Source organism: Luteimicrobium sp. NPDC057192 (assembly GCF_042670205.1).
Lineage (GTDB): Bacteria > Actinomycetota > Actinomycetes > Actinomycetales > Cellulomonadaceae > Luteimicrobium.
Genome location: NZ_JBHUWD010000053.1, coordinates 1 through 22,879, shown reverse-complemented (window position 1 = coordinate 22,879; position 22,879 = coordinate 1). Strand labels below are relative to the sequence as shown.

Here is a 22,879-nt window from a genome sequence, read left to right as displayed (position 1 = left end):
GCGACACGCCGGGCGTGTCGCACCAAGACTCCGCACTCACGGGTCCGAGGGTCGTCAGGCGTCGGCCAGCACCGCTTCCTTCTGGGCTTCCGGCGCCTCACCGGCGCGGGTCGGCTCGTCCCCGTGCCCCGGCCACCACGCCTTGTGCCCGACGAGCGCGGTCAGCGCCGGCGTGAAGACCAGCGACATCACGAACGCGGCGATCACGATGCCGAACGCGATCGCGAACCCCATGCTGGTCATGAGGGAGTTGCCCGCGAGCATGAGCGAGGCGAACGTGCCGGCGAGGATCATGCCGGCGGCGCCGATCGTCGGGCCCGCGTGCTTGATCGCCTCGGCGGCCGCCTCGCGCGGGGTCTTGCCGGCCCGCGCCTCCTCACGCAGGCGCGTGACCATGAGGATGTTGTAGTCGGTGCCGAGCGCCACGACGAACAGGTAGATGTAGATCGGCAGCAGGAAGATCAGGCCCGAGTCGCCCTTGAGGTGCTGGAAGACCACCACGGTCGCGCCGAGCGTCGCCGTGAACCCGAGGCCCACGGACAGCATGAGGTACCAGGGCGCGACGAGGCTGCGCAGCACCAGCATGAGGATGATCAGGATGATCGCCGCGGCCACCGGGAACACGACCGCGTAGTCGCGGTTCATCGCGGACTTGAAGTCCACGAACACCGCCGCCGTCCCGCCGACGTACGCCGTGGCGCCGTCGGGCGCGGCAGCGTCGGCCGCGGGTCGCAGGTCGTCCTTGACGATCGCCTGGGCGGCGTCGGTCGTCGGTCCGGCCGTGAGCGCGACCATGACGACCGCGGTGCTCGGGTCCGCCTGCGAGAGCAGCTGCCCGCTCACCTGCCCGACGCCGTCGGTCTTCGCGAGGGCGTCCGCGAACTTCGCCACCTCGTCCTCGGTGAGCGCCTTCCCGTCGGCGGCGTGCAGGACGACGGGCGTCGGGTCGGTCGCGCCTGCGCTGAAGCCCTTGGCCTCCATCCGTGCGGTCGCCTGCGCGGACTCCGTGGTCGACGACGAGCCCGAGGACGAGAGGTCGAACGTCGGGCTGAACCCGAGCGCGAACACCGAGAGGATCACGAGCACGCCGCCGGACGCCACGGCCCACCGCCCGGGATGACGGCCCACGGCGCGGCCGATCGCCGCGAACCGCGTGGGCTTCGGCTCGCGGGTGATGGTCTTCGACGGCCAGAAGAGCGCCCTGCCGAGCAGCGTGACCACCGCGGGCACCAGCGTGAGCGCCGCCAGCAGCGTCACCCCGACCGCGATCGCGAGCGACGGGCCGATCGCGCGGAAGATCCCGAGCGACGACAGCACCAGCGTGAGGAACGCCACGAGGACGACGGCGCCCGCCGACGCGATGGGCTCCCCGGCCCGGCTCAGCGCGTGCGCGACGGCGGTCCGGTGGTCCTCCCCGAGACGGCGCCGCTCCCGGTAGCGGAACAGGAAGAACAGGATGTAGTCGGTGCCGATCCCGAAGAGCACGACGATGAGGATGACGCCGGTCGAGCTGTCGTTGCTCAGCCCGAACCACTCGGACGCGAAGGCGATCAGGCCGTTCGCGACCAGCGCGACGACCCCCACGACGACGATCGGCATCAGCGCGACGAGGACGCTGCGGAAGATGAACCCGAGCAGCACGATGATGAGCACGAGCGTCGCGAGCATGACGATCGCCTCGGCGCTCTGCCCGGACGCGGCGTCGTCGACGTTCTGCGCGACGGTCCCGGTCACGCCCTCCTCGAGCCCGGTCCCGTCGACCGCGGACGAGAGCTGGCTGCGCACGTCCTTCAGCTGGTCGGTGGCGTCCGCGCCGTAGGCGTCGGCCCCGTCGGCGAGGCCCAGGTCGACGATCGCCGCCTCCTTGGTGGGCGAGACCTGCGGCTTGCCCGCCTCGGTGAACACCGTCCCCAGGTCGAGTCCCGACGCGATCCGTCCGATGGTCGCGACGTCGTCGTCCGTGAGCGGCCTGCCGTCCGCGCGGTCGAAGACGATCGTCGCGCCCGAGGTCTGCTCCTGGGGGAACGCCGAGGACATGAGCTCCCCGGCCTGCACCGAGTCGTAGCTGTGGGGCAGGAAGTCCGCCTGGTCGGTGGTGGTCTTCGCGGCGGGGGCGAACGCCACGACGACGACGGCGAGCACCGCCCAGACGGCGACCACCCACCAGGGTCGACGGGCGACGCCGCGGCCGAGCCGCGCGAACGCGCCCCGCTCGTGCCGTCCGGACGGCGGGGCGTCGGGCGGCACGGTCACGACAGGCTCAACGGGGGTCACGATGGATCTCCTCGGGTCGGTGCGACGGCGCGGGCGGCGCCTCCCCGCCATCGTCACGGACTCGCCGCCGTCGCGAATCCCCCCTGGGTGGGCATCGTGCGTACCCCCACGGGGGTACGCCGGTACGTCGCCCGGAGGACGAGCGAAGCGTGGCGATAGGCGATCCTTGGAGAGAGCCGAACCGAGGAGCCCTGCCCGCCGATGGTCCTGAACCCCGCCGACCCCCGATGGTTTGCCGCGCGTCGGCGCGGCGCCGACGTCCTCGCGTCGGGGCTCGTCGCGATCTCGGGGCGGCTCCCGACCGACGGCGTCGTCCCCGCGTGGGACTCCCAGGTCTTCGCCGTCAACGTGCTCGCCGCCGTCCTGCTGCTGTTCCGCCGCCGCTGGGCTGTCCCGGTGCTCGCGGGCACGGTCGCGCTCGCCTGGGTCGCGGTAGGCCTCGACGCGTTCGGGCCAGGGCTCGCGCTCGCGGCCGCCGTGGCCACGTACGGGGTCGCGGTCGAGCGGTCCCGGCGGCAGGCGGTCCTCGCCACGGCCGTGACGGCCGTGGCCCTGTGGACCGCGGGGCTCGTCGCGGGCCAGGGTGGGGCGCAGTTCGAGCTCGTCGTCCTGCTCGGCGGGGCGATCGGCGACGCGATCCGGAGCCAGCGGGCGAACGTCCGGACGATCGAGGAGCGCGCCGAACGCGCCGAGCGGACGCGGGACGCCCTCGCCCGGCAGCGCGTGGCCGAGGACCGCCTCGCGATCGCGCGCGACCTGCACGACGCCGTCGCCCACCAGATCGCCGTCATCAACCTGCACGCGGGCCGTGCGTCGTCCGCGATGCGGACCCGTCCCGACGACGCGGAGCAGTCGCTCGCGACGATCCGGGCGGCGTCCCGGACGGTCCTGACGGAGATCGGCGACCTGCTCTCGACCCTCCGCGACCCGCAGGCGCTCGACACCGAGCCGCCCGGCCTCGGCCTCCTCGACGACGCCGTCCGTGAGTTCACGGTGCACGGGCTCGAGGTGCGGCTGCGGACGGAGGGGCCGCCACGCGAGCTGCCCGCGGCGGTCGACGTCGTCGCGCTCCGCACGGTCCAGGAGGCGCTCACGAACGTGCACAAGCACGGCTCCGGCCACCGCGCCGACGTCACGATCGGGTACACCCCCGAACGGGTCACGATCGCGGTCGAGAACCCGGCGTCCGCCCCGGCCGCCACCGGCTCCGACGTCGCGACGGGCTACGGGCTCGCGGGCATGCGGGAACGCATCGACTCGGTGCGCGGTGCCCTGTCCTACGGCCCGACGACGCACGGCACCTGGCTCCTCGTCGCCGACCTGCCCGCGGTCCCGGCGGGAGCCGCCCCGCACCCTGTCCCGGCGAGCGGAGGAACCCGATGATCTCCGTGCTCGTGGTCGACGACCAGTCCCTCGTCCGGCAGGCCGTCGCCGACCTCGTCGCGCACGCGGACGGCCTCGCGCTCGCCGGCGAGGCCGCGGACGGGCGGCGCGCGGTCGAGCTGACCCGTGCCCTGCGTCCCGACGTCGTCCTCATGGACATCCGGATGCCGGGCACGGACGGCATCGCCGCGACGGCGGCGATCTGCGCCGACGCCGCGCTCGCCGCCGTGCGCGTCCTCGTGCTCACGACGTTCGAGGAGGACCACTACGTCGTCGGCGCGCTGCGGGCGGGTGCGAGCGGCTTCATCGGCAAGGGCGCCGAGCCGGACGACATCCTCGCCGCCATCCGCGCCGTCCACGCGGGCGACGCCCTGCTGTCCCCGACGGCCACACGGGGCCTCATCGACCGGTACGTCCGCACCGGCGCGCCCGGCACCGCCGCGCCTCCCCCGGACCTCGGCGACCTCACCGAGCGCGAGGTCGAGGTCCTCACCCTCGTGGGCTCGGGACGGTCCAACGGCGAGATCGCCGACGCCCTCGTGATCTCGCCGCACACCGCGAAGACGCACGTCGGGCGGATCATGACCAAGCTCGGCGCGCACGACCGCGCGCAGCTCGTGATCGCCGCGTACGAGAACGGGCTCGTGACTCCGGGCTCCCGCTGAGGACGCCCTCTCGACATATCGATTGTCGTTGTGCGATGCTGCGTCGCGGCGCGACGACGATCGAGAGGGAGCCATCGATGGCGACGAAGCTGTGCGTGCGAGCCCTGTACGTCACCCTCGGTCTTGCGGCCCTGTGGGTGCTGCTGGTCGACGTCGTCCCTGCCGTGGCCGCACCGGACACGAACCTGCCCTACCTCCAGAACCGGCCGGTGCCGAGTCTCGTCGTGGAGCGTGACACCGGGTTCAGGGAGCGCGTGGCCGCCAACGGCTTCGACCCCGCCGACCCCGACTCCGGCATGCCCGTGATCTTCCCGTGGACGGACACGTCCGACGGGACCCGAGACGCAGCCACGGGCCTGCCGCCCGTCGAGCTCGCCATCGGCGACCCGATGCGCCTCACCTTCTGGGGCACCGAGGGGAGCACCCGGGCGATGTTCAGCCTCCCGCCGCTCGGGTGGGCCGCCCTGGCGCTCGGCGTCCTCGGCCTGCTGTACCGGATCGTGCGGGACGTCGCGCGCGGCGATGCCTTCGACCCCGCCAACCCCCGCCGGGTCGCGGCGATCGGGCTGCTCGTCGCCGTCGGCGGCAGCGTCGTCCAGCTCGGGACGTTCGCACTCGAGAGGTTCGGCATCGCACGCTCGGCGGCTGCCGGCATCGTCCAGGCGCCGTTCACCTTCGCGGTGGCCCCGCTGTGGATCGGCGCTCTCGTGCTCCTGCTCGCTGAGGTCTTCCGCCAGGGCGTGCGGCTGCGCGCCGAGGTGGACGGGCTCGTCTGATGGCGGACGACGCACCGCACCGGGTCGTCGTCCACCTCGACCGGCTGCTGGCCGAGCGCGACATGACGCTCGTCGAGCTGTCCGAGCGCGTCGGGCTGAGCGTCGTCAACCTCTCGGTGCTCAAGAACGGCCGGGCGCGCGCGATCCGGTTCTCCACCCTCACCGCGATCTGCGACGCGCTGGGGTGCGCTGTCGCGGAGCTCCTCGAGGTCGAGGCCGCGACGGAGGACGACGACGCCCAGTAGCGTTCCGGTGTCGCGTTCCCGCGTATCCGGACAGGAGCCCCGCCCATGCCCACGGACACCCCCGCCCCGCCGCAGGCACGATTCGTCGTCACGTACGGCACGCCGTCGGACGTCGAGGCGTTCGAGCGCCACTACCAGGACGTGCACGTCCCGCTGGCACGGCAGTACCCCGGGCTGCGGCGGCTGACGCTCAGCCACGAGCCGACCCCCGTGATCGGCGAGCCGCCGTACCTCGTCGTGTCGATGGACTGGGACGACATGGCGTCGCTCGAGGCCGCGCTGGGCTCGGAGATCGGCCGGCGCATCGCCGACGACGCCGCCACGAACCTCGCTCCCTACGCGACGTTCAGCGGGGTGGCGCTCCGCCTCGACGACGCCTGAACCTCAGCCCTGCGGGCCGACCGTGAGCGCTGCGAGGCCGGCGTCACCCGCCTTCCACGTCGTGGTCACGGCGACGTAGCGGGCGGTGGCGAAGACGTCCGCGGAGCCGTCGCGCTCGCCCGCACCGACGGTGCCGACGTCGCGGAACGAGAGTCCGTCGTCGCTCACCGACACGGTCGCACCGGGGACGGCGGCGCCGTCCCATGCCAGCCCGACGCGGCCGATCGCGGCGGCCTTGCCGAGGTCGACGACCATCCGCCCGCCGGGCCCGGGGACCCAGGACGTGCCAGGGTCGCCGTCGACGGCGCGAGCCGGGTCGGTCATGCCCGCGGGCAGCACGGACGCCGGGAAGGTCTCGCGGCTGAGCGCGAGGTCGGCGACCGGGTACGGGTGGGCGTCCTCCGTGACGACCGTCTGGACCTTGCCCGTCGGGGGCAGGCCCTGACCCTGCACCTCCCCCGTCTCGAGGTTGCGCAGCAGCACCGACCGCGCCGTGCCGTCGGACGAGACGGCGATCGTCCGCGCGTCCCGCACGTCGGCGGTGAGGCCCGCCGGAGCGCTGCCCTTGCCGGGCGTGACGGCGGTCGCGCGCGGCGCGAGCACCTCGGCCGACCCCGGGCGCAGCGTCACGTCCAGCACGGACGCATGCGCGCCCACCCGCTGGGTGCCGGCGAACAGCGGCACCGCGCCGCCGTCGTGCGGGACGGTGACCTGCGTGGTCACCGCGTCGCCCGAGAGGTTGAAGACCACGAGGTAGCCGTCGACGAGCGCCGCGAGCGTGCTCGGGTCCGACGTCGTCGGCTCCGGGCGGGCCGCCTGGGCGGCGGTGGCCGCAGCGTCGCCGGGGACCATCTCGACGAGCCGGGAGCCCTGACCGCCGTCGGCGAGGCGGATGACCTGCTGGGTGTCGCTCGCGCGCGTCACGGTGATCGGCGCGTCGGTGCCACGGACCACGAAGCCGCCCTCGTCGTCGACCGAGATCCAGCCGCCGTCGGACCGGACGACACGGTCGCCGGTCTCCTCGTGCCGCGCGACGTCCTGCCAGGTCACGCCGTCGAGAGACGTCTGCACGACGTACTCGTCACCGGCCGCGGCCTCCCACCCGAGCTGGACCTGGCTCACGGACGTCGGAGCGCCGAGGTCGACCTGGATCCACGAGTCGGACCGGGTCCGCTGGTCCTTCGACACGGCCCAGCGCGTCGTCGGGCTGCCGTCCGTGACGGCGCTCGCCGGCAGCGACGGGTCGGCGCTCGACGCGGCCGCGGGGTGCCCCGCGGCGGCGTCCGTGCCGTCGGGCCGGAACGCGCGGAAGTGATAGAGCGAGTAGCCGTACTGTGCGTCGCCACGGACGCCCTGCATGCGGACGTACCGCGCGGTGACGGCTGCCGGGTCCTTCTGCCCGGGCGGGGTCAGATCGACCGTGTCGAGGCGGGCGACGTTCACGTCCGCGGGCGCCTTCCCGTACGCGCCGGCGGTGCGCCAGGTCTGGCCGTCGTCCGACACCTGGACGAGGTACCGCAGGCCGGCAGCCGACTCCCAGGCCACGCGCACCGAGTCGAGCTCGGTCCTCGCACCCAGGTCCACCTGGAGCCACGAGTCGGCGCGAGTGCGCTCGGAGACCGCGACGGCCCAGCGGGTCGCGGGGTCGTCGTCCGTGGCCGCAGCCGCGACGCGGTGGTTCGCGGTGTCCTCGCTCGACGCCGTCGCGGGCTTCCCCGCGGCCAGGTCCTGCGGCGCGGCCTGGCCGTCCGCGGGGCCGTAGGCGTGCAGCGAGTAGACCGAGTAGCCGTACGTCGCGTTCCCCTGCTGACCGAGCACGCGGACGTAGCGCGCGGACGTCGGGGCGTCGAAGGTGACGTCGTCGACCCGGGCGGCCTTGGCGTCCGCGGGGTCAGCCGGGATCGTCGGCCGCGGCGCGACGTCGGTCGAGCCCTCGGCCGTGGTGTACGTGCGGTCGCCGTCGAGGCCGAACGCGCCGCCCATGTCGAGGTTGCGCACGTTCACGATGCCGTCGTCGCGGCCCGCGCCGGTCGACGCGTAGACCGCCGCACCGGTCGGCAGCGTCGCCTGGCCGGCGTAACCCGAGCCGACCTGGAAGACCGACGCCGTGCCGTCGAAGCCGTCGCGCGGCGCGGTGTAGGTGGTGACGTCGCGGGACCCGACCTTCGCACCCGTCGACGGGTACAGGTACGGCGACGACCCCGAGAGCTGGAACAGCCACGAGTCGTGGCCCGGCACCCAGGGGAACTTCACGTACCCGGGCTTGCTCACCGCGGACGCCCACGCCGTCGCCGACTGCTGCATGACGATGCCCGCGTCCGCGCCGTAGTCGCGGACGCCGGCCGTCGCGGCGAACGCCTGCGCGTCCGTCAGCGGCTTCACGGGCCCCTGCGCCGAGGAGTCGGCGTAGACGTGCAGCAGGTAGGAGATCGCGATCTCGGCGCGCGCCTCGGGCTCGTACTTCGGCTCGCCGGAGAACTTCGCGAGCCGGTACACGGGCGCGTACGACTGGTAGGCGGCGAGCCCCGACGCCATGCGGGCCTCCGCGGTCACGGCCTCGGGGCGGCGCAGCACCTGCCCGACGAACGCCAGCGGGATCACGTCGCGGCCGTAGAGGAACTCGCGGTCGTCCTTCATGGGCATGAAGGGCTCGCCCTGCGCCGACATGTCGAGCTGGAGCGAGTCCCACAGCTCCGCGGAGTTGGGCTGGTGCATCAGGACCTCGGGCAGCGGCTGCCCGTTGAGCAGGAACTGGATCGCGTTCCGCCCGCCCGACCGCCAGATGTCCGACTGGTAGTGCGGCTCGTACGAGCCGTGGTTCTCCACGAGGTACGTGTCGCTGATGTTGTGCATGGTGTTGCTGGAGATCGGCGCGCCACCCACGACGGCCGGGTTGTTGCGGTCGGCCGTCGGCTGGCCGGCGGCGTTCCGCGCCCAGGCGTTGAGCTGGTCAGACCACGTGGCCGCCGCCGGGTCGTCCGGAGCCCAGGCCAGGCCGGGCGCGAGGGACTGCGTGTAGACGCCGGACTCCTCGAGCGCGGTGTCACCCTGGTAGGCGCCGTCGGGCCAGCGGGCGTCCCAGCTGCCCGACAACGGGTCGTGGCCGAAGTCGAGGCTCGCGGTGTACGCCGCCTGGCCCGTGGCGATGGTCGTGAGGTTGGCCTGCGTGACCGGGTCGAGCTCGTCCCACAGCAGCCGGCCCGCGTCGAGGAAGTAGGACTCGAACGTCGAGTCCCAGAACATGGTCTTGCCCCAGGTGCCGTTCGCTCGCACGAGCCGGTTGTCGGCCGCGAACTTCTTGATCGTCGCGAGCGTGTGCGCGCGCAGGACGTCCTTGCTCACGCCCGCGAGCTCGGCGTCGTAGTCGCCGTGCGTCAGCAGGACCGCGTTGCCGAGGACGACCGCGAAGTCGAAGTCCTTGAGCAGGTAGGCGCCCGACGACGGGTCCCACACGGTCTCGACCCAGCGGGTGTGCCGCAGGAGGGCTGCATAGTAGTCGGCCGCGATGGCGTCGGGGGCGCCGTAGCCCGGGGCGTCGTCGGCGGCGGACGCCACCGGCGGGGCGACGGCGGCCGTCACGACGAGCGCCGCGGAGGTGGCGGCGGTCACGACGGCAGAGAGGAGCCGGCTCATGGGGAAGTTCCTTTCACAGTGCGTCCTTGCACACCGCGCCTATGACAGCGCTGTCGTGCAGCGTAGACGAGCACCGTCCCCCACCACAAGCCGCCCTTTCGCCGCCCGGGCCTGGGCGGCGAGGACCCGTCAGTACCCGGTGCCGGACTTGACCTGCGCGCGCTCTTTCGGGTGCGCGCCGCCCTTGAGGTCGAGCGTCTTGCAGGCCTCGACGATGTCCTCCGTCAGCCGGTCGACCAGCCCGCGGCCCATCGTCTCCTTGACCAGCGCCCGGAGGATCTTCACGTCCTGCGCGTTCGGGGGCAGCGTGTAGGCGGGCAGCATCCAGCCGCGCTCCGCCGAGAGCTGCCACGCGATGTCCGACTCGTCGTACGAGGAGTGGTCGAGGAGCCGGAAGGCGACCAGGGGCAGCTGCTCGGCGTCCTCCCCGATCACCTCGAACCGCCCTGTCGCCCGCAGGTTGTCCGCGAGGACCCGGGCGTTGTCCTTCATCTGCGTCATCACGTACGTGTAGCCCTCGCGGCCGAGCCGGACGAAGTTGTAGTACTGCGCCAGGACCATCGCGGCGCCGGTCGAGAAGTTGAGCGTGAACGTCGCGTCCGTCTTGCCGAGGTAGTTCTCGTAGAACACGAGGTCCTGGGCGAGGTCGGCCTCCTCCCGGAAGACCAGCCAGCCGATGCCCGGGTACACGAGGCCGTACTTGTGCCCGGAGACGTTGATCGACCGCACCTGCTCGAGCCGGAAGTCCCACTCCGTGTCGGGGTAGAGGAACGGCCACACGAACCCGCCGCTCGCCCCGTCGACGTGGATCGGGATGTCGAGCCCGCGCTCGCGCTTCACGTCGAGCAGGAGCCGGTTGATGCCGACGACGTCGTCCATGTGCCCGGTGAACGTCGTGCCGAGCACGGCCGCGACGCCGATCGTGTTCTCGTCGAGGTAGGGGGCGACGTCGTCGGGCCCGATCGTGTACTTGCCCGGCGCGAGCGGTATCACGCGCGGCTCGACGTCGAAGTAGCGGCAGAACTTGTCCCAGACGACGTGCACGTCGCCGCCGAAGACAAGGTTCGGGTTGTCGACGGGCTTGCCGGCGGCCTTCTGCCGCCCCTTCCACTTCCACTTGAGGGACAGCGCGCCGAGCATGATCGCCTCGGACGACCCCTGCGTCCGACAGCCGGTCGTCTCGCCGGGAGCGTGGAACAGGTCGGCGAGCATCCGCACGCATCGCCGCTCGATCTCCGCCGAGATGGGGTACTCGGCGTGGTCGATGAAGTTGCGGTGCAGGTTCTCGGCGATGATCCGCTGGGCCTCGGGCTCCATCCACGTCGTGACGAAGGTCGCGAGGTTGCGCATCGGGTCGCCCTCGAGCGCCATGTCCTCGCCGACGAGCCGCAACGTGTCGGTGGGACTCGCCCCGATGGCGGGGAACACGGTCGAGGGGACCTCTTCCGTGAGGAAGCGGTTGCCGTAGAGGGCGGCCTCAGACTGGTCCCGCCCGGGAGTCTTCGCCATGATCTCGAGTGAAGCACCGCCCGTGCCTACCAGCGAGCCCGGGACGACGGTTCACCCGACGTCAGGCACCCGGCCGCTCGCCGAGCTGCAGCGCGCCGCCCGCCACGAAGCAGACGGCGCCGGCGAACGTTCCCCAGTCCACCAGCCCGAGGTTGATCTCCGTCGACGTCGCGGGCCGGACGAACGCCGCGACCCCCGCGAGGAAGAACAGCACCGAGCCGAGCTGGTTGACCGCCACGACCCACCAGCCGAGGTCGCGCGGCAGGACGCCGATCCGACCGTGGCACACCTCGAGCAGCGCGAGGTGCCCCGAGACGAGGAAGCACACGCAGCCGACCATGTCCGGGAGCCAGATCCACCCGTCCGACTGGCGGGCGGTGAGGTCGGACGCGTACGCGGCGACGAGGCTCACCCCGAAGAACAGGGTGCCCGCGAACAGGATCGCGACGCTGAGCCAGCCGATCTGGTGGGGCCGCCAGGCCCACCAGGTCCACGCGGCCCGGCTCAGCGTCCCACGCTCGTCGATGTCGGTCGGCGCGTTCGAGGCCTGGAGCACCGAGGCGTACCCCCCGGTGCTGAAGAACAGCCCACCGACGAGGTAGACGGTGTCGACGCCGTGGACGCTCCCCACACCGGCCTCGGCGAGAACCGGCCCGAACGCGAACAACGCGCCCCCGACGACGAAGGCGAGGCCCGCCGCGAGGTTCGTCCGGGCGAGCCGGGCGGCGGTGCCGCGCTCGGCGCGGACGACCCTCGTGGTGATGCCCGCCGGGTCCCGCACCTCGACCTGGCCGCGCCGCCTGGCCGCGCGGGACGCCCAGCGGACGGTCGAGCCGTCGACGAGGTGCCACGTGACCCGGGTGACGAGGCCGCCCGAGCGCTCGACCCGCCCCACGACCCACCGTGCAGGTCGAGTGATCCTCAGGCCGTGCCGAGCGTCGGTCGCCACGCCTCGGAACGTAGCAGCCGGCGCCCTGTCGCGCAGGGCCTCCGGGACCGGGCGCGACCGGTGCTGCTCGTCGACGTCAGCGGGAGACGGCGAGCGCGGCCTGGATCTCCCGGATCGTCGTGGCGAGCACGCCTGAGGCGAGCAAGCCCGACCCGAGAGGCCCCGACGGATCCTCCCCGAGCCGCGGGAGGAGCCGCAGCGCGGCGAGCGCACCCTCGGACAGGTGGCCCAGCTGCCAGCTCACCTCGTCCAGGCGCGCGGCCTCCGGGTCCGAAGACGCGAGCGACGCCGCCTTCGCCGCGTAGGCGGCCGCCCCGAGCGCGTGCGCGCCCATGTGCGCGACGCCCGAGGCCTGCCCGGCTGCTCGAGCCGCGGCGACGGCCGCGGGACTCGTCGCCGACCTCGCCGCACGTCCGGCGACGAACCGTCGGCGGATCTCCTCAGCGGTGTCGCGCTCTCCTCGACCGAACGCCCGCGCCCGGGCGATGCCGTCGCGGGCGCGGTCGTCGTCGGGGGCCTCGGCCTCGAACAGGGGCAGCACGCGCTCGGCGCAGTCGGCCGCCCACGGTGCGAGGAGGCGACGGTCGGTCTCGGTGAGCGCCTGCGGGGAAGACACGCACCCACCCTGGCACGGCGACGACGTGGGCACGGGTCACGAGGTGGGCCCGGAGGGACTCGAACCCCCGACTTCCACGGTGTAAGCGTGGCGCTCTAACCAGCTGAGCTACAGGCCCCGGAACGGCGTGGGACAGCGTACCGTCCGACCCTCGCCGGGACCGAACGGGCCCGCACCCCGCGCCGCCCCCGGGCCATGTCGGCGGTGGAGAACGGCCATGGTCCGTTAACCGGAAATTACGGTACCAGTCGCCATCAATGCCCCACGGGGCATCTATGTTGCCGGAGGTCTACTTTCCCCGGCGACGCAGAGGATCCCTTGATGACGAGCTCAGCAGTACGTGCCAGAGGCCTCACCAAGTCTTTCGGCGAGGTGATCGCCCTCGGGGGCGTCGACCTGGACGTCCCCGCAGGTCAGGTCCACGGGCTCGTCGGGCCCAACGGCGCGGGCAAGACGACGCTCCTCGGTCTCCTGCTCGGCCTCGCCGTCGCCGACGAGGGCTCGCTGGAGATCCTCGGCGCCGCCGTCGGTGGGGTCCTCGGTGTGCCCGACGGCGTCGCCGGGTTCGTCGACGGCCCCGGCCTCTATCCCGGGCTCACCGCGCGCCAGAACCTCGCGGCACTCCTGTCGCTGCGAGGCGACGGGAAGCGCCGCGCGTCCGAGGTCGACGACGCGCTCCACCAGGTCGGCCTCACCGACGTCGCCGACGACCGGTTGCGGGGGTTCTCCCTCGGTATGCGGCAGCGCCTCGGCCTGGCCGCCGCGCTGCTCACGGAGCCGCGGCTCCTCGTGCTCGACGAGCCCGCCAACGGGCTCGACCCCGCGGGCAAGCGCCAGGTCCATCGCGTGCTGACGGACGTCGCCGCGAACGGCACCGCCGTCGTCCTCTCGAGCCACCGCATGGACGACCTCGCGGCCCTGTGCCACGAGGTCACGATCCTCAACCTCGGCCGCGTGGTGTTCTCGGGGCCGACCAGCAAGCTCGCCACCGAGTCGGGCGACCTCGCCTACCGGGTCGTCACGTCCGACGGCGAGACGGCGCGGCGCATCGCGGGCGAGACGCCAGGGCTCCGGCTCGACGGGCCGGGTCGCACCCCCGCGCTGCGGGCGGACCCGGACGCGCTCGTGGTCCGCGGCGCCGTCCCCGCCGTCGACGACCTGGTCTTCCGCCTCGTCGGCGCCGGCGTCGCGGTGCGCGAGCTGGGCCCCGTCGTGCCGCCGCTCGAAGCCGCGTTCCTCGCGCTGACCGGCACCGACGAACCCGAGGCCGACGACGCGCCCGAGACGGGCGTCGACACGCCCGCCACATCCGTCACCGCCGAGGAGGCCGCCCGATGACCACGACCGTCGCCCCGCCCGCGACCGACGCGCCGCCCCGGGCCCGCCCGGCCGCCGCGCCCGCCCGTCTGCGCTACGGCTACCGCTTCGAGCTCACCAAGCTCGTGTCGCAGTGGCGCATCCGTCTCGCGGCCCTGGCCTGCTGGATCGGCCCCGGCCTCTTCGTGGCCGTCGTGAGCCAGCAGACGACGCTGCCCACCGACACCGTCTTCGGCCGGTGGCTGCTCGCGACCGGCTGGGCGGGGAGCCTCGTCGTCCTCGGCTTCAGCTGCTCGTGGGTGCTCCCGCTCCTCACCTCGCTCGTCGCGGGCGACGTCTTCGCCTCCGAGGACCGCCTGGGCACGTGGCGCCACCTCCTCATGGCGGTCCGCTCACCGCGCCGCATCTTCGTCGCGAAGGTGCTCGCGAGCCTCACGGTGATCGTCGTCATGGTCGCGGGGCTCGCGGCGTCGAGCATCGCGGGCGGCCTGCTCGCCGTGGGGAACCACCCGCTCGTCGGGCTCGACGGGCACACGCTCGCGAGCGGCGGCGCGGCCGGCGCCGTCCTCCTCGCGTGGCTCTCCGTCCTCGCGCCGACCCTCGCGTTCGCGGGCGTCGGCCTCCTCGGGTCGGTCGTCCTCGGACGCTCGCCCATGGGCCTGCTCGTCCCGGCGGTGCTCGCGATCGTCCTGAACCTCCTCGAGATGCTCCCGCTGCCGGAGGCCGTCCGCCTCGCGCTGCCGGGCAACACGTTCCTCACGTGGCGCGGGCTGTTCACCGACCCCGTCCAGGCCGGCCCGCTGCTGCTCAGCGTCGCGGTCAGCCTGTCGTGGGCCGTCGTGGCCACCGCGCTCGCCTACGCGGTGTTCGTGCGGCGCGACTTCACCGATCTCGCGTACGACGGCGCAGGCCGGCGCACGCTCGTGGCCTCGCTCCCCCTCGTCGGGCTCGCCGCGCTGACGGCGGGCGTGATCGCGGTCGCCACGCCGGCGTCGGGCACGGGGGTCACGCAGGACAAGCTCGAGGCCAACCTCGCGACGTCGTTCGCGCACCTCTACCGGACGCAGGCGGCCGAGCTCAACCGGCCCGTCTACACCGAGGCGCAGCTCGGCGCGAGCGCCGACTGCGACAAGGGCGGCTCCCTCGTCGAGGACGAGGGACCCGGGAACGACTGGAGGTGTGTCGTCACGTGGCACGTCCCCGGCTCGGGCACCCCGGGCTCCGCCATCTACCAGCTCGACGTCACCGCCGACGGGCGGTACGTCGCGGACGGCGACGGACCCAAGGAGGTCAACGGGTACTTCGTCGTCCGGACCCAGACAGGTGATGCCCCCAATCCCCTGTGGCAGTTCGACGGCAACGTCGACCTGCTGACCACATCATCGAAGGGATGAGACATGCAGGTCACACGCGTACGACGCGTCAAGCCAGCACGATCACAGCACCTGAAGACGGCCACCACCCGCCGGATCCGCCTCGCCGCGGCCGGCACGGCAGCGGTCGCGCTCGCCGGCACCACGGCCACCGCCTACGGCACCACCGTCTCGTTCGGTGACCACCAGGTGGGCACCGAGTACGCCGACGGGCTCCAGGTCTCCGACAACCAGGTGATCAAGCCGATCGGCGACCGCCTGGTCACGCAGACCGGCAAGTTCATGGGCTCGACTGTGAGCCCGGACGGCCGCTACCTCGCGGCCACCAGCACCGACCGCTCGGTCGCGCTGCAGATCTTCGACCTGGCCTCCTACAAGGAGATCTGGTCCGTGGGCAAGGCCACGGGCGTCAGCCAGACGGTCTCGGACGTCACGGTGGGCCAGGAGGGCCCGACGTACTCGCCCGACGGCACGTTCCTCTGGCTCCCCCAGTCCGGCGGCCTGACCCGGTTCCCGGTCCAGGCCGACGGCACCCTCGGGGCGGGGACGACGGTCTCCATCCCGGCCGTCGGCGGCCACGCGGCCCTCACCGCGCAGTCGACGTACTCGCCGGACGGCTCGACGCTCTACGTGGCCGTCAACGGCCAGAACCGCGTCGTCGCCATCGACCCGACGAGCGGCGCCATCCTCCACAGCTGGGACGTGGGGATCGCACCGCGCGAGCTCGCGTTCGTCGGCGACAAGCTCTACGTGTCGGACGAGGGCGGACGCCGGGCGCGGCCGGGCGACACGACGATGACGTCCTACGGCTCGGACGTCGTCGCGGACACGTTCCGCGGCACGTCGACGACGGGCACCGTGAGCGTGATCGACACGGCGCGGCCCACGGCCGCGGTCGGCTCGATCGACGTGGGCCTCCACCCGACCTCGCTGCTGGTCGCCAAGGGCGCGCTGTTCGTCACGAACACCAACAGCTCGACGGTGTCGGTCGTCTCGACCAAGAACGACAAGGTCGTGCAGACGATCGCGACGCAGCCCTGGTCGGGCTCGAGCACGGGCTACTCGCCGACCGACGTCACGCTCACGCAGGACGACCGCCTGCTGGTGACGCTCGGCCGCGCGAACGCCGTCGCCGTCTACCGGTACGCGGGCAGCCCCCAGGAGCCGGTGAGCTACGTCGGCCTCCTCCCGACGGACTACTACCCGTCGAACGTCGCGGCCGTCGGGTCGCAGGTCGTGGTCACGAACACGCGCGGCATCGACGCGCGGGGCCCGCTCCTGACGTTCAACGAGGGCCAGGGCACGAGCCCGGCCACCGGCCACGGGACGCACGGCACGACCGCGTCCCTCACGAAGTTCACGCTGCCGACCGACCTGCAGATCGCGAAGCAGACGTCGACCGTCTTCGCCCAGAACGGCTGGGGCAAGAACGACGTGAAGGAGGCCGGCGGCGCGTCCGGCGAGCACAAGAAGGCTGTGCCCGTCCCCGCGAAGATCGGCGACCCGTCGACGATCAAGCACGTGTTCATGATCGTCAAGGAGAACCGCACGTACGACCAGGTCTACGGCGACATGCCTCAGGGCGACGGCGACGCGTCGCTGGCGCAGTTCGGCGCGAAGGTCACGCCCAACCAGCACGCCCTCGCGACCCAGTTCGGCCTCTACGACAACACGTACGACGTCGGCACGAACTCCGCCGAGGGTCACAACTGGCTCATGCAGGGTGACAACCCGGAGTACACGGAGTCGAGCGCCGGCGAGTACACGCGGTCCTACGACACCGAGGAGGACGTGCTCGGTCACCAGAGCTCGGGCTTCCTGTGGACCGCCGTCCAGCAGGCGGGCAAGACCGCCCGCAACTACGGCGAGTTCGAGTACACCGAGGGCAAGCCGGCAGGCGCCACGTGGCAGCAGTACTACTGCGCCGCGACCGACGTCGAGAACGGCGGCGACCCGGCGCAGCTCTTCGACTCGTCGATCGCGTGGAACAACGGTTCGGTGATCCCGTCGCTCGACGCGATCAGCGACCACCAGTCGCCGTCGTTCGACACGGCCGTCCCCGACATCTACCGCTACCAGGTGTGGAAGCAGGACTTCGAGAAGAACGGTCCCGCGAACCTCAACATGATGTGGTTCTCGAGCGACCACACCGGTGGCACGGCGGACCCCGAGGCGCAGGTCGCCGACGGTGACGTCGCGGTCGGGAAGGTCGTGGACACGATCTCGCACAGCAAGTACTGGAAGGACTCGCTGGTCGTCGTGGTCGAGGACGACAGCCAGGCGGGTGCCGACCACGTCGACGGCCACCGCGCGCCGGTCCAGCTCATCTCCCCCTGGGCCCAGCACGGCACGACCGTCAGCACGTACTACTCGCAGATCAACCTCGTCCGCACCATCGAGCAGATCCTCGGCGCGCAGCCCCTCAACCAGAAGGTCGCCGCGGCCACGCCCATGTTCGACGCGTTCGCCCAGACTCCGGACGACCGGCCCTTCGACGCGGTGCCGAACCAGGTGCCGCTCACCGAGGGCGTCAAGACCCTGCCGTCGTGCGGTGCGGACACCCTGGGCCTGACGGGTTCGGCGGCCACGAAGCTGGCCGCCGAGCAGGCGCAGAAGACCGTGGTCCCGGCGGCGGAGAAGGACGTCGCCGCCGCCTGGACCGCGTGGAGCAAGCAGCAGTACTTCACGGGCAACGGGGCGAAGGCCGACTACGCCAACCCGGAGCTCATGAACCGGTACACGTGGTACCAGACGCACCAGTGGCAGACGCCGTACCCGGGCGACGCGACGATCTACACGCCGGACGAGGTTCCCGGCGGGTACATCCCGAGCGCCGACCAGGACTGACGTAGCCAGGTAGCACGACCCGGGGCATCACCGAGGGAGCGGCCCGCCGGACCCACCGGCGGGCCGCTCTCGGCGTTCCCGGGGACGTCCCTGCTCAGGCGTGCGGCGACGGCGGTGCGGGAGGCTCGTTGCCCCGCATCTTGTGCTCCGCCGCGTCGTACAGCTCGCCGGCCTTGCGCTCGAGGGCGTCGTCGAGCTGGTCGTAGACGATCCAGCCGAGCAGCACGATCAGCGGCGGCACCAGCCAGCCCACGAGGAACCCCGAGACGTGGATCCCGGAGAACACGACGGTCAGGATCCAGATGATCAGCGCGACGACGTAGCTCACGCCGTAGGTGAGCAGCTTGCCCTTGAACCACGCGGCACGGGTGTCGCGCAGACGCTCGCCCTCGCTGAGGAGCACGCGGTGGAAGAACGGCTTGAGGAACAACGTCGCGACGGTGAACACGAGCGACGCCCACAGCACGGACCAGACGCCGTGCACGGCCGGCACGAGCCACAGGATCACCAGCAGCACGAGCACGTTGAACACGAACGCGGTCCCGACCCGCACGACCCAGCGCCTCATCGACGTCCCGTCCCTTCGTGGCGTCCGCCCGGAAACCGGTGGTCCGTCCCGTTCCTTCCCTGCACGCACCGCAGCGTGCCACACCGCGTCACAGGCGCGCCAACGCCTCCATGTAGCCCTCGAGGTCCCGTCGCTCCCCGGGCTGGTTGACGACGGTCCAGCGCACGACGCCGTCTGCGTCGAGCAGGAAGCTGCCGCGCACCGCGAGCCCGCGCGCGTCGTCGAACACGCCGTAGCGCGAGGCGACCTCGCCGTGCGGCCAGAAGTCCGAGAGCAGCTCGAACCCGTAGCCCTCCTGCTCGCGGAAGGCCCGGAGCGTGAACATGGGGTCGCACGAGATCCCGAGCAGGGTCACGTCGGCGCGGTCGAACTGGGCGATGTTGTCGCGCAGCTCGCACAGCTCCCCGGTGCACGTCCCCGAGAACGCGAACGGGTAGAAGACGAGCAGCACCGGCTTGCCGCGCAGGTCGGCCAGGTGCACGGGCGTGCCCTGCGTGTCGGGGAGCGTGAAGTCGGGGGCCGGGTCGCCGACCCGGACGATCGCGTCGTACGTCATGCCCCCATCCTGCCCCGCGGACCAGGGCGGCGAGGTCAGCGGCCGCGACCGCGGTGCGAGAGCTGCGTCGCCGACCAGTCCGGCGCGATCGCGAGCGTCGACATCGCGTGCAGGCCGGCCGTCGTCGCGGCCTCCTGGATCTCGGAGTGGCTCGCGTGCCCGTCCCGCCCGGGCTTGGGCGTCAGCAGCCAGATCACGCCGCCGTCGTCGAGCACCGTCTGGACGTCGACGAGCAGGTCCGTGAGGTCGCCGTCACCGTCCCGCCACCAGGCCACGACGCCGTCCGTGACGTCGTCGAAGTCCTCGTCGACCAGGTCGGTGCCCGTGATCTCCTCGACCGCGAGGCGCAGGTCCTCGTCCGAGTCGTCCCCCCAGCCGAACTCCTGCACGACCTGCCCGGGCTGGAAGCCCAGGCGCTCCGCGGACACCGGGTCCGAAGACGCAACCACTCGCGACGATCCTCTCTGTCCGTGCCTCGACCGACGTGACGCTGCACACGTTGTCAGCCCTCGGCCTGACGTGTGCCGGCCCTGTCGGTTCCGTCGTACCACGGCGGCGCGATGACCGCCGCTGGGCACAACGTAGCCCAGGACGTGCGCCTCCACCACGCATCCGGCGCCGCGGAGAGGCTCGTTCACCCGTCCCGACGACGGCGCCCGGGCGCCGTCCGGCCACGTCGGGAGGCCCGCCCGCCAGTCGGACCGGTTCGACGCGGCCCGTCCCCGAGCGACAGAATGAGGGGAAACTGCACCCGCTGCTCACACGACCGTCACGACCTGGCGGACGTGCGCGCGGCGTCGTGCCCGTGACAGCCCATCCGCACGAGCAACCCGGGGTCACCCGATCCCCGCCGCGCTCACGAACCGATGTGAGGTTTTCAGTGGCTTCCGACGAGACACGCCCGCTGATCAACGGTCTGCTCAGCCAGGTGCCGGACATCGACCCCGCCGAGACGGACGAGTGGGTCGAGGCCCTGGACGGCCTGATCGACGACCGCGGCGGTCCGCGTGCGCGCTACATCATGCTCAACCTCCTCAAGCGGGCCCGGGAGCGCAACGTCGCCATCCCGTCCACGCTGACGACGCCGTACGTCAACACGATCGGCGTGCACGAGGAGCCGTACTTCCCGGGCGACGAGGCCGTCGAGCGCCGCTACCGCGGCTGGGTCCGCTGGAACGCCGCCGTCATGGTGACGCGCGCGCAGCGCGCCGGGCTCGGCGTCGGCGGGCACATCTCGTCCTACGCGTCGGTCGCGACGCTGTACGAGGTCGGCCTCAACCACTTCTTCCGCGGCAAGGACCACCCGGGCGGCGGCGACCAGGTCTACTTCCAGGGCCACGCCTCCCCCGGCGTCTACGCGCGCGCGTTCCTCGAGGGCCGCCTGTCGGCCGAGCAGCTCGACGGCTTCCGCCAGGAGCACTCCCACCCGGGCGGCGGCCTGCCGTCGTACCCGCACCCGCGCCTCATGCCGGACTTCTGGGAGTTCCCGACCGTCTCCATGGGCCTCGGCCCGTCGTCGGCGATCTACCAGGCGTGGGTCAACAAGTACCTCGACCTGCGCGGCATCAAGGACACGAGCCAGCAGCACGTCTGGGCGTTCCTGGGCGACGGCGAGATGGACGAGCCCGAGTCGCGCGGCATGCTCCAGCTCGCGGCGCAGCAGCAGCTCGACAACCTGACGTTCGTCGTCAACGCGAACCTGCAGCGCCTCGACGGCCCGGTCCGCGGCAACGGCAAGATCATCCAGGAGCTCGAGGCGTTCTTCCGCGGCGCCGGCTGGAACGTCATCAAGGTCATCTGGGGCCGCGAGTGGGACGCCCTGCTCAACGCCGACAAGGACCGCGCGCTCGTCCACCTCATGAACGAGACGCCCGACGGCGACTACCAGACGTACCGCGCGGAGTCCGGCGCGTTCATCCGCGAGCACTTCTTCGGGCGCGACCCGCGCACCAAGGCGCTCGTCCAGAACATGACCGACGACGAGATCTGGGCCATGAAGCGCGGCGGCCACGACTACCGCAAGCTGTACGCGGCCTACGCGGCCGCCGCCGAGCACACCGGGCAGCCGACCGTGATCATCGCCCACACGGTCAAGGGCTACCAGCTCGGCCCGAAGTTCGCGGGCCGCAACGCCACGCACCAGATGAAGAAGGTCGGGCTCGAGGACCTCAAGGCCCTGCGCGACTCGCTGCACATCCCGATCACGGACGCCGAGCTCGAGGCCAACCCGTACGAGCCGCCGTACTACCACCCGGGGATGGAATCGCCGGAGATCAAGTACATGCTCGACCGGCGCAGCAAGCTCGGCGGGTTCGTCCCGGAGCGCCGCGGCAAGACCCAGGAGCTCACGCTCCCGGACGAGAAGGCGTACGAGGGTCTCAAGCGTGGCTCCGGCCACCAGGAGGTCGCCTCGACGATGGCGTTCGTCCGTCTGCTGAAGGACCTCATCAAGGACAAGGAGATCGGCAAGCGCATCGTGCCGATCATCCCGGACGAGGCCCGCACCTTCGGTCTGGACGCGATCTTCCCGACCGCGAAGATCTTCAACACCCAGGGCCAGCACTATCTCGCGGTCGACCGTGACCTCATGCTGAGCTACAAGGAGTCCGAGCAGGGCCAGGTGCTCCACACGGGCATCAACGAGGCCGGGTCGGCGTCGGCGTTCCAGGCCGTGGGCACGTCGTACGCGACGCACGGCGAGACGCTCGTGCCGGTCTACATCTTCTACTCGATGTTCGGCTTCCAGCGCACCGGCGACCAGTTCTGGGCGGCGGGCGACCAGCTCACCCGCGGCTTCATCGTGGGTGCGACCGCGGGCCGCACCACGCTGACCGGCGAGGGGCTGCAGCACGCCGACGGGCACTCGCCGATCATCGCGGCCACCAACCGCGCGATGGTCAGCTACGACCCGGCGTACGGCTACGAGATCCGCCACATCGTGCGCGACGGCATCGAGCGCATGTACGGCGACGGCACCGACGGCCGCGACCAGAACGTCATGTACTACCTGACGGTCTACAACGAGCCGATGGTCCAGCCGGCCGAGCCCGAGGACGTCGACGTCGAGGGCATCCTGCGCGGCATCCACCGCGTCGCCCCCGCGACCGACGTGCCCGACGGCGCAGTGCGGGCCCAGCTGCTCGCCTCCGGCGTGGGTGTGCCGTGGGCGCTCGAGGCGCAGGAGCTCCTGCGCGAGGACTGGGGCGTCCACGCGGACGTCTGGTCCGTGACGAGCTGGACGGAGCTGCGCCGCGACGCGCTCGACGCCGACCAGCAGGCCTTCCTCGACCCGTCGAGCGAGCGCCGCGTGCCCTACGTGACGCAGAAGCTCCAGGGCGCGCCCGGGCCGTTCGTCGCGACGAGCGACTACGACCACATGGTCCCCGACCAGATCCGCGCCTGGGTCCCCGGCGACTACGCGGTGCTCGGTGCCGACGGCTTCGGCTTCTCGGACACCCGCGCCGCCGCCCGCCGGTACTTCAAGATCGACGGCCCGTCCGTCGTCGTCCGGACGCTGTCCGAGCTCGCCCGCCGCGGCGAGGTCGACGCCGGCCTGGTCGCCAAGGCGATCGAGAAGTACCAGCTCCACGACGTCACCGCCGGCACGTCCGGCAACGCGGGCGGAGAGAGCTGACCGCTCCTCCGCGAGCCCCGCGCGCACCCTGTCGCGCCGACCACGGGATCGGGGCCCCGCCGCGGGGGGGGGCGGGGCCCCCGGCCGGTGTGGGGGGGGGGCGGGCCCCGGGGGGGGGGCGGGCGGGGGCCGGGCCCGCGCTCCGCGCGGGGC

Annotated in this window: 17 protein-coding genes and 1 tRNA gene; 9 read left to right on the top strand and 9 right to left on the bottom strand. The window is 72.4% G+C overall.

The features are described 5' to 3' along the window. Positions 1-54 precede the first annotated feature (54 nt). Positions 55-2,274, bottom strand: a complete 2,220-nt coding sequence (locus ACFT5B_RS18570; RefSeq protein WP_386800664.1) for an MMPL family transporter — start codon at positions 2,272-2,274, stop codon at positions 55-57. A gap of 201 nt (positions 2,275-2,475) precedes the next feature. Here ACFT5B_RS18570 and ACFT5B_RS18565 point away from each other — a divergent pair, with 201 nt between their 5' ends. From ACFT5B_RS18565 to ACFT5B_RS18545, 5 genes are all read left to right on the top strand, one after another. Further along, positions 2,476-3,657 (top strand): sensor histidine kinase, encoded by a 1,182-nt coding sequence (locus ACFT5B_RS18565; RefSeq protein ID WP_386800663.1) that lies wholly within the window; start codon positions 2,476-2,478, stop codon positions 3,655-3,657. Further along, positions 3,654-4,322, top strand: coding sequence for a response regulator (locus tag ACFT5B_RS18560; protein WP_386800662.1), 669 nt, complete (start codon positions 3,654-3,656; stop codon positions 4,320-4,322). The genes ACFT5B_RS18565 and ACFT5B_RS18560 overlap by 4 nt, the downstream gene beginning before the upstream one ends. Before the next feature lie 77 nt (positions 4,323-4,399). Beyond that, entirely contained in the window at positions 4,400-5,098 is a 699-nt protein-coding gene (locus ACFT5B_RS18555) for a DUF2975 domain-containing protein (protein ID WP_386800661.1), read from the top strand. Beyond that, the gene (locus ACFT5B_RS18550; protein ID WP_386800660.1) at positions 5,098-5,343 is read left to right on the top strand and encodes a helix-turn-helix domain-containing protein; all 246 of its coding nucleotides are present in this window, start codon (positions 5,098-5,100) and stop codon (positions 5,341-5,343) included. The genes ACFT5B_RS18555 and ACFT5B_RS18550 overlap by 1 nt, the downstream gene beginning before the upstream one ends. A gap of 45 nt (positions 5,344-5,388) precedes the next feature. Beyond that, positions 5,389-5,724, top strand: a complete 336-nt coding sequence (locus ACFT5B_RS18545) for an EthD family reductase (RefSeq protein WP_386800659.1) — start codon at positions 5,389-5,391, stop codon at positions 5,722-5,724. Positions 5,725-5,727: 3 nt separating this feature from the next. On the opposite strand, the gene ACFT5B_RS18540 is transcribed toward ACFT5B_RS18545, so the two are convergent. The 5 genes from ACFT5B_RS18540 to ACFT5B_RS18520 all read right to left on the bottom strand — a co-directional run bounded on the left by ACFT5B_RS18540 (position 5,728) and on the right by ACFT5B_RS18520 (position 12,549). Continuing rightward, a complete protein-coding gene (locus ACFT5B_RS18540; RefSeq protein WP_386800658.1) occupies positions 5,728-9,357 on the bottom strand; it encodes a discoidin domain-containing protein in 3,630 nt (1,209 codons plus the stop codon). A gap of 129 nt (positions 9,358-9,486) precedes the next feature. Then, a complete protein-coding gene (locus ACFT5B_RS18535) occupies positions 9,487-10,866 on the bottom strand; it encodes a glutamate decarboxylase (protein WP_386800657.1) in 1,380 nt (459 codons plus the stop codon). Between the two features lie 61 nt (positions 10,867-10,927). Further along, positions 10,928-11,815 carry a hypothetical protein gene (locus ACFT5B_RS18530; RefSeq protein WP_386800656.1) on the bottom strand — a complete coding sequence of 296 codons (888 nt, stop codon included), beginning with the start codon at positions 11,813-11,815 and terminating at the stop codon, positions 10,928-10,930. 76 nt (positions 11,816-11,891) lie between these two features. Next, positions 11,892-12,431 (bottom strand): putative immunity protein, encoded by a 540-nt coding sequence (locus ACFT5B_RS18525; RefSeq protein WP_386800655.1) that lies wholly within the window; start codon positions 12,429-12,431, stop codon positions 11,892-11,894. A gap of 44 nt (positions 12,432-12,475) precedes the next feature. Beyond that, a tRNA-Val gene (locus ACFT5B_RS18520) sits at positions 12,476-12,549 on the bottom strand. A 203-nt stretch (positions 12,550-12,752) separates the two neighbouring features. Here ACFT5B_RS18520 and ACFT5B_RS18515 point away from each other — a divergent pair. Genes ACFT5B_RS18515 through ACFT5B_RS18505 form a run of 3 tightly spaced genes read left to right on the top strand, consistent with a single transcriptional unit; the run spans position 12,753 to position 17,968 of the window. Next, a complete protein-coding gene (locus ACFT5B_RS18515; RefSeq protein WP_386800654.1) occupies positions 12,753-13,769 on the top strand; it encodes an ABC transporter ATP-binding protein in 1,017 nt (338 codons plus the stop codon). Further along, a complete protein-coding gene (locus ACFT5B_RS18510; RefSeq protein WP_386800653.1) occupies positions 13,766-15,142 on the top strand; it encodes an ABC transporter permease in 1,377 nt (458 codons plus the stop codon). Before ACFT5B_RS18515 ends, ACFT5B_RS18510 begins: the two co-directional genes overlap by 4 nt. A 3-nt stretch (positions 15,143-15,145) precedes the next feature. Further along, entirely contained in the window at positions 15,146-17,968 is a 2,823-nt protein-coding gene (locus ACFT5B_RS18505) for an alkaline phosphatase family protein (RefSeq protein WP_386800652.1), read from the top strand. Between the two features lie 94 nt (positions 17,969-18,062). On the opposite strand, the gene ACFT5B_RS18500 is transcribed toward ACFT5B_RS18505, so the two are convergent. From ACFT5B_RS18500 to ACFT5B_RS18490, 3 genes are all read right to left on the bottom strand, one after another. Further along, positions 18,063-18,536, bottom strand: coding sequence for a hypothetical protein (locus ACFT5B_RS18500; protein ID WP_386800651.1), 474 nt, complete (start codon positions 18,534-18,536; stop codon positions 18,063-18,065). 88 nt (positions 18,537-18,624) lie between these two features. After that, positions 18,625-19,092 (bottom strand): peroxiredoxin, encoded by a 468-nt coding sequence (locus tag ACFT5B_RS18495; RefSeq protein ID WP_386800650.1) that lies wholly within the window; start codon positions 19,090-19,092, stop codon positions 18,625-18,627. A 35-nt stretch (positions 19,093-19,127) separates the two neighbouring features. Continuing rightward, positions 19,128-19,541 carry a DUF3052 domain-containing protein gene (locus ACFT5B_RS18490; RefSeq protein ID WP_386800649.1) on the bottom strand — a complete coding sequence of 138 codons (414 nt, stop codon included), beginning with the start codon at positions 19,539-19,541 and terminating at the stop codon, positions 19,128-19,130. A gap of 431 nt (positions 19,542-19,972) precedes the next feature. Here ACFT5B_RS18490 and aceE point away from each other — a divergent pair, with 431 nt between their 5' ends. Next, the gene (gene aceE, locus ACFT5B_RS18485) at positions 19,973-22,726 is read left to right on the top strand and encodes a pyruvate dehydrogenase (acetyl-transferring), homodimeric type (protein ID WP_386800648.1); all 2,754 of its coding nucleotides are present in this window, start codon (positions 19,973-19,975) and stop codon (positions 22,724-22,726) included. Positions 22,727-22,879: the final 153 nt, after the last annotated feature.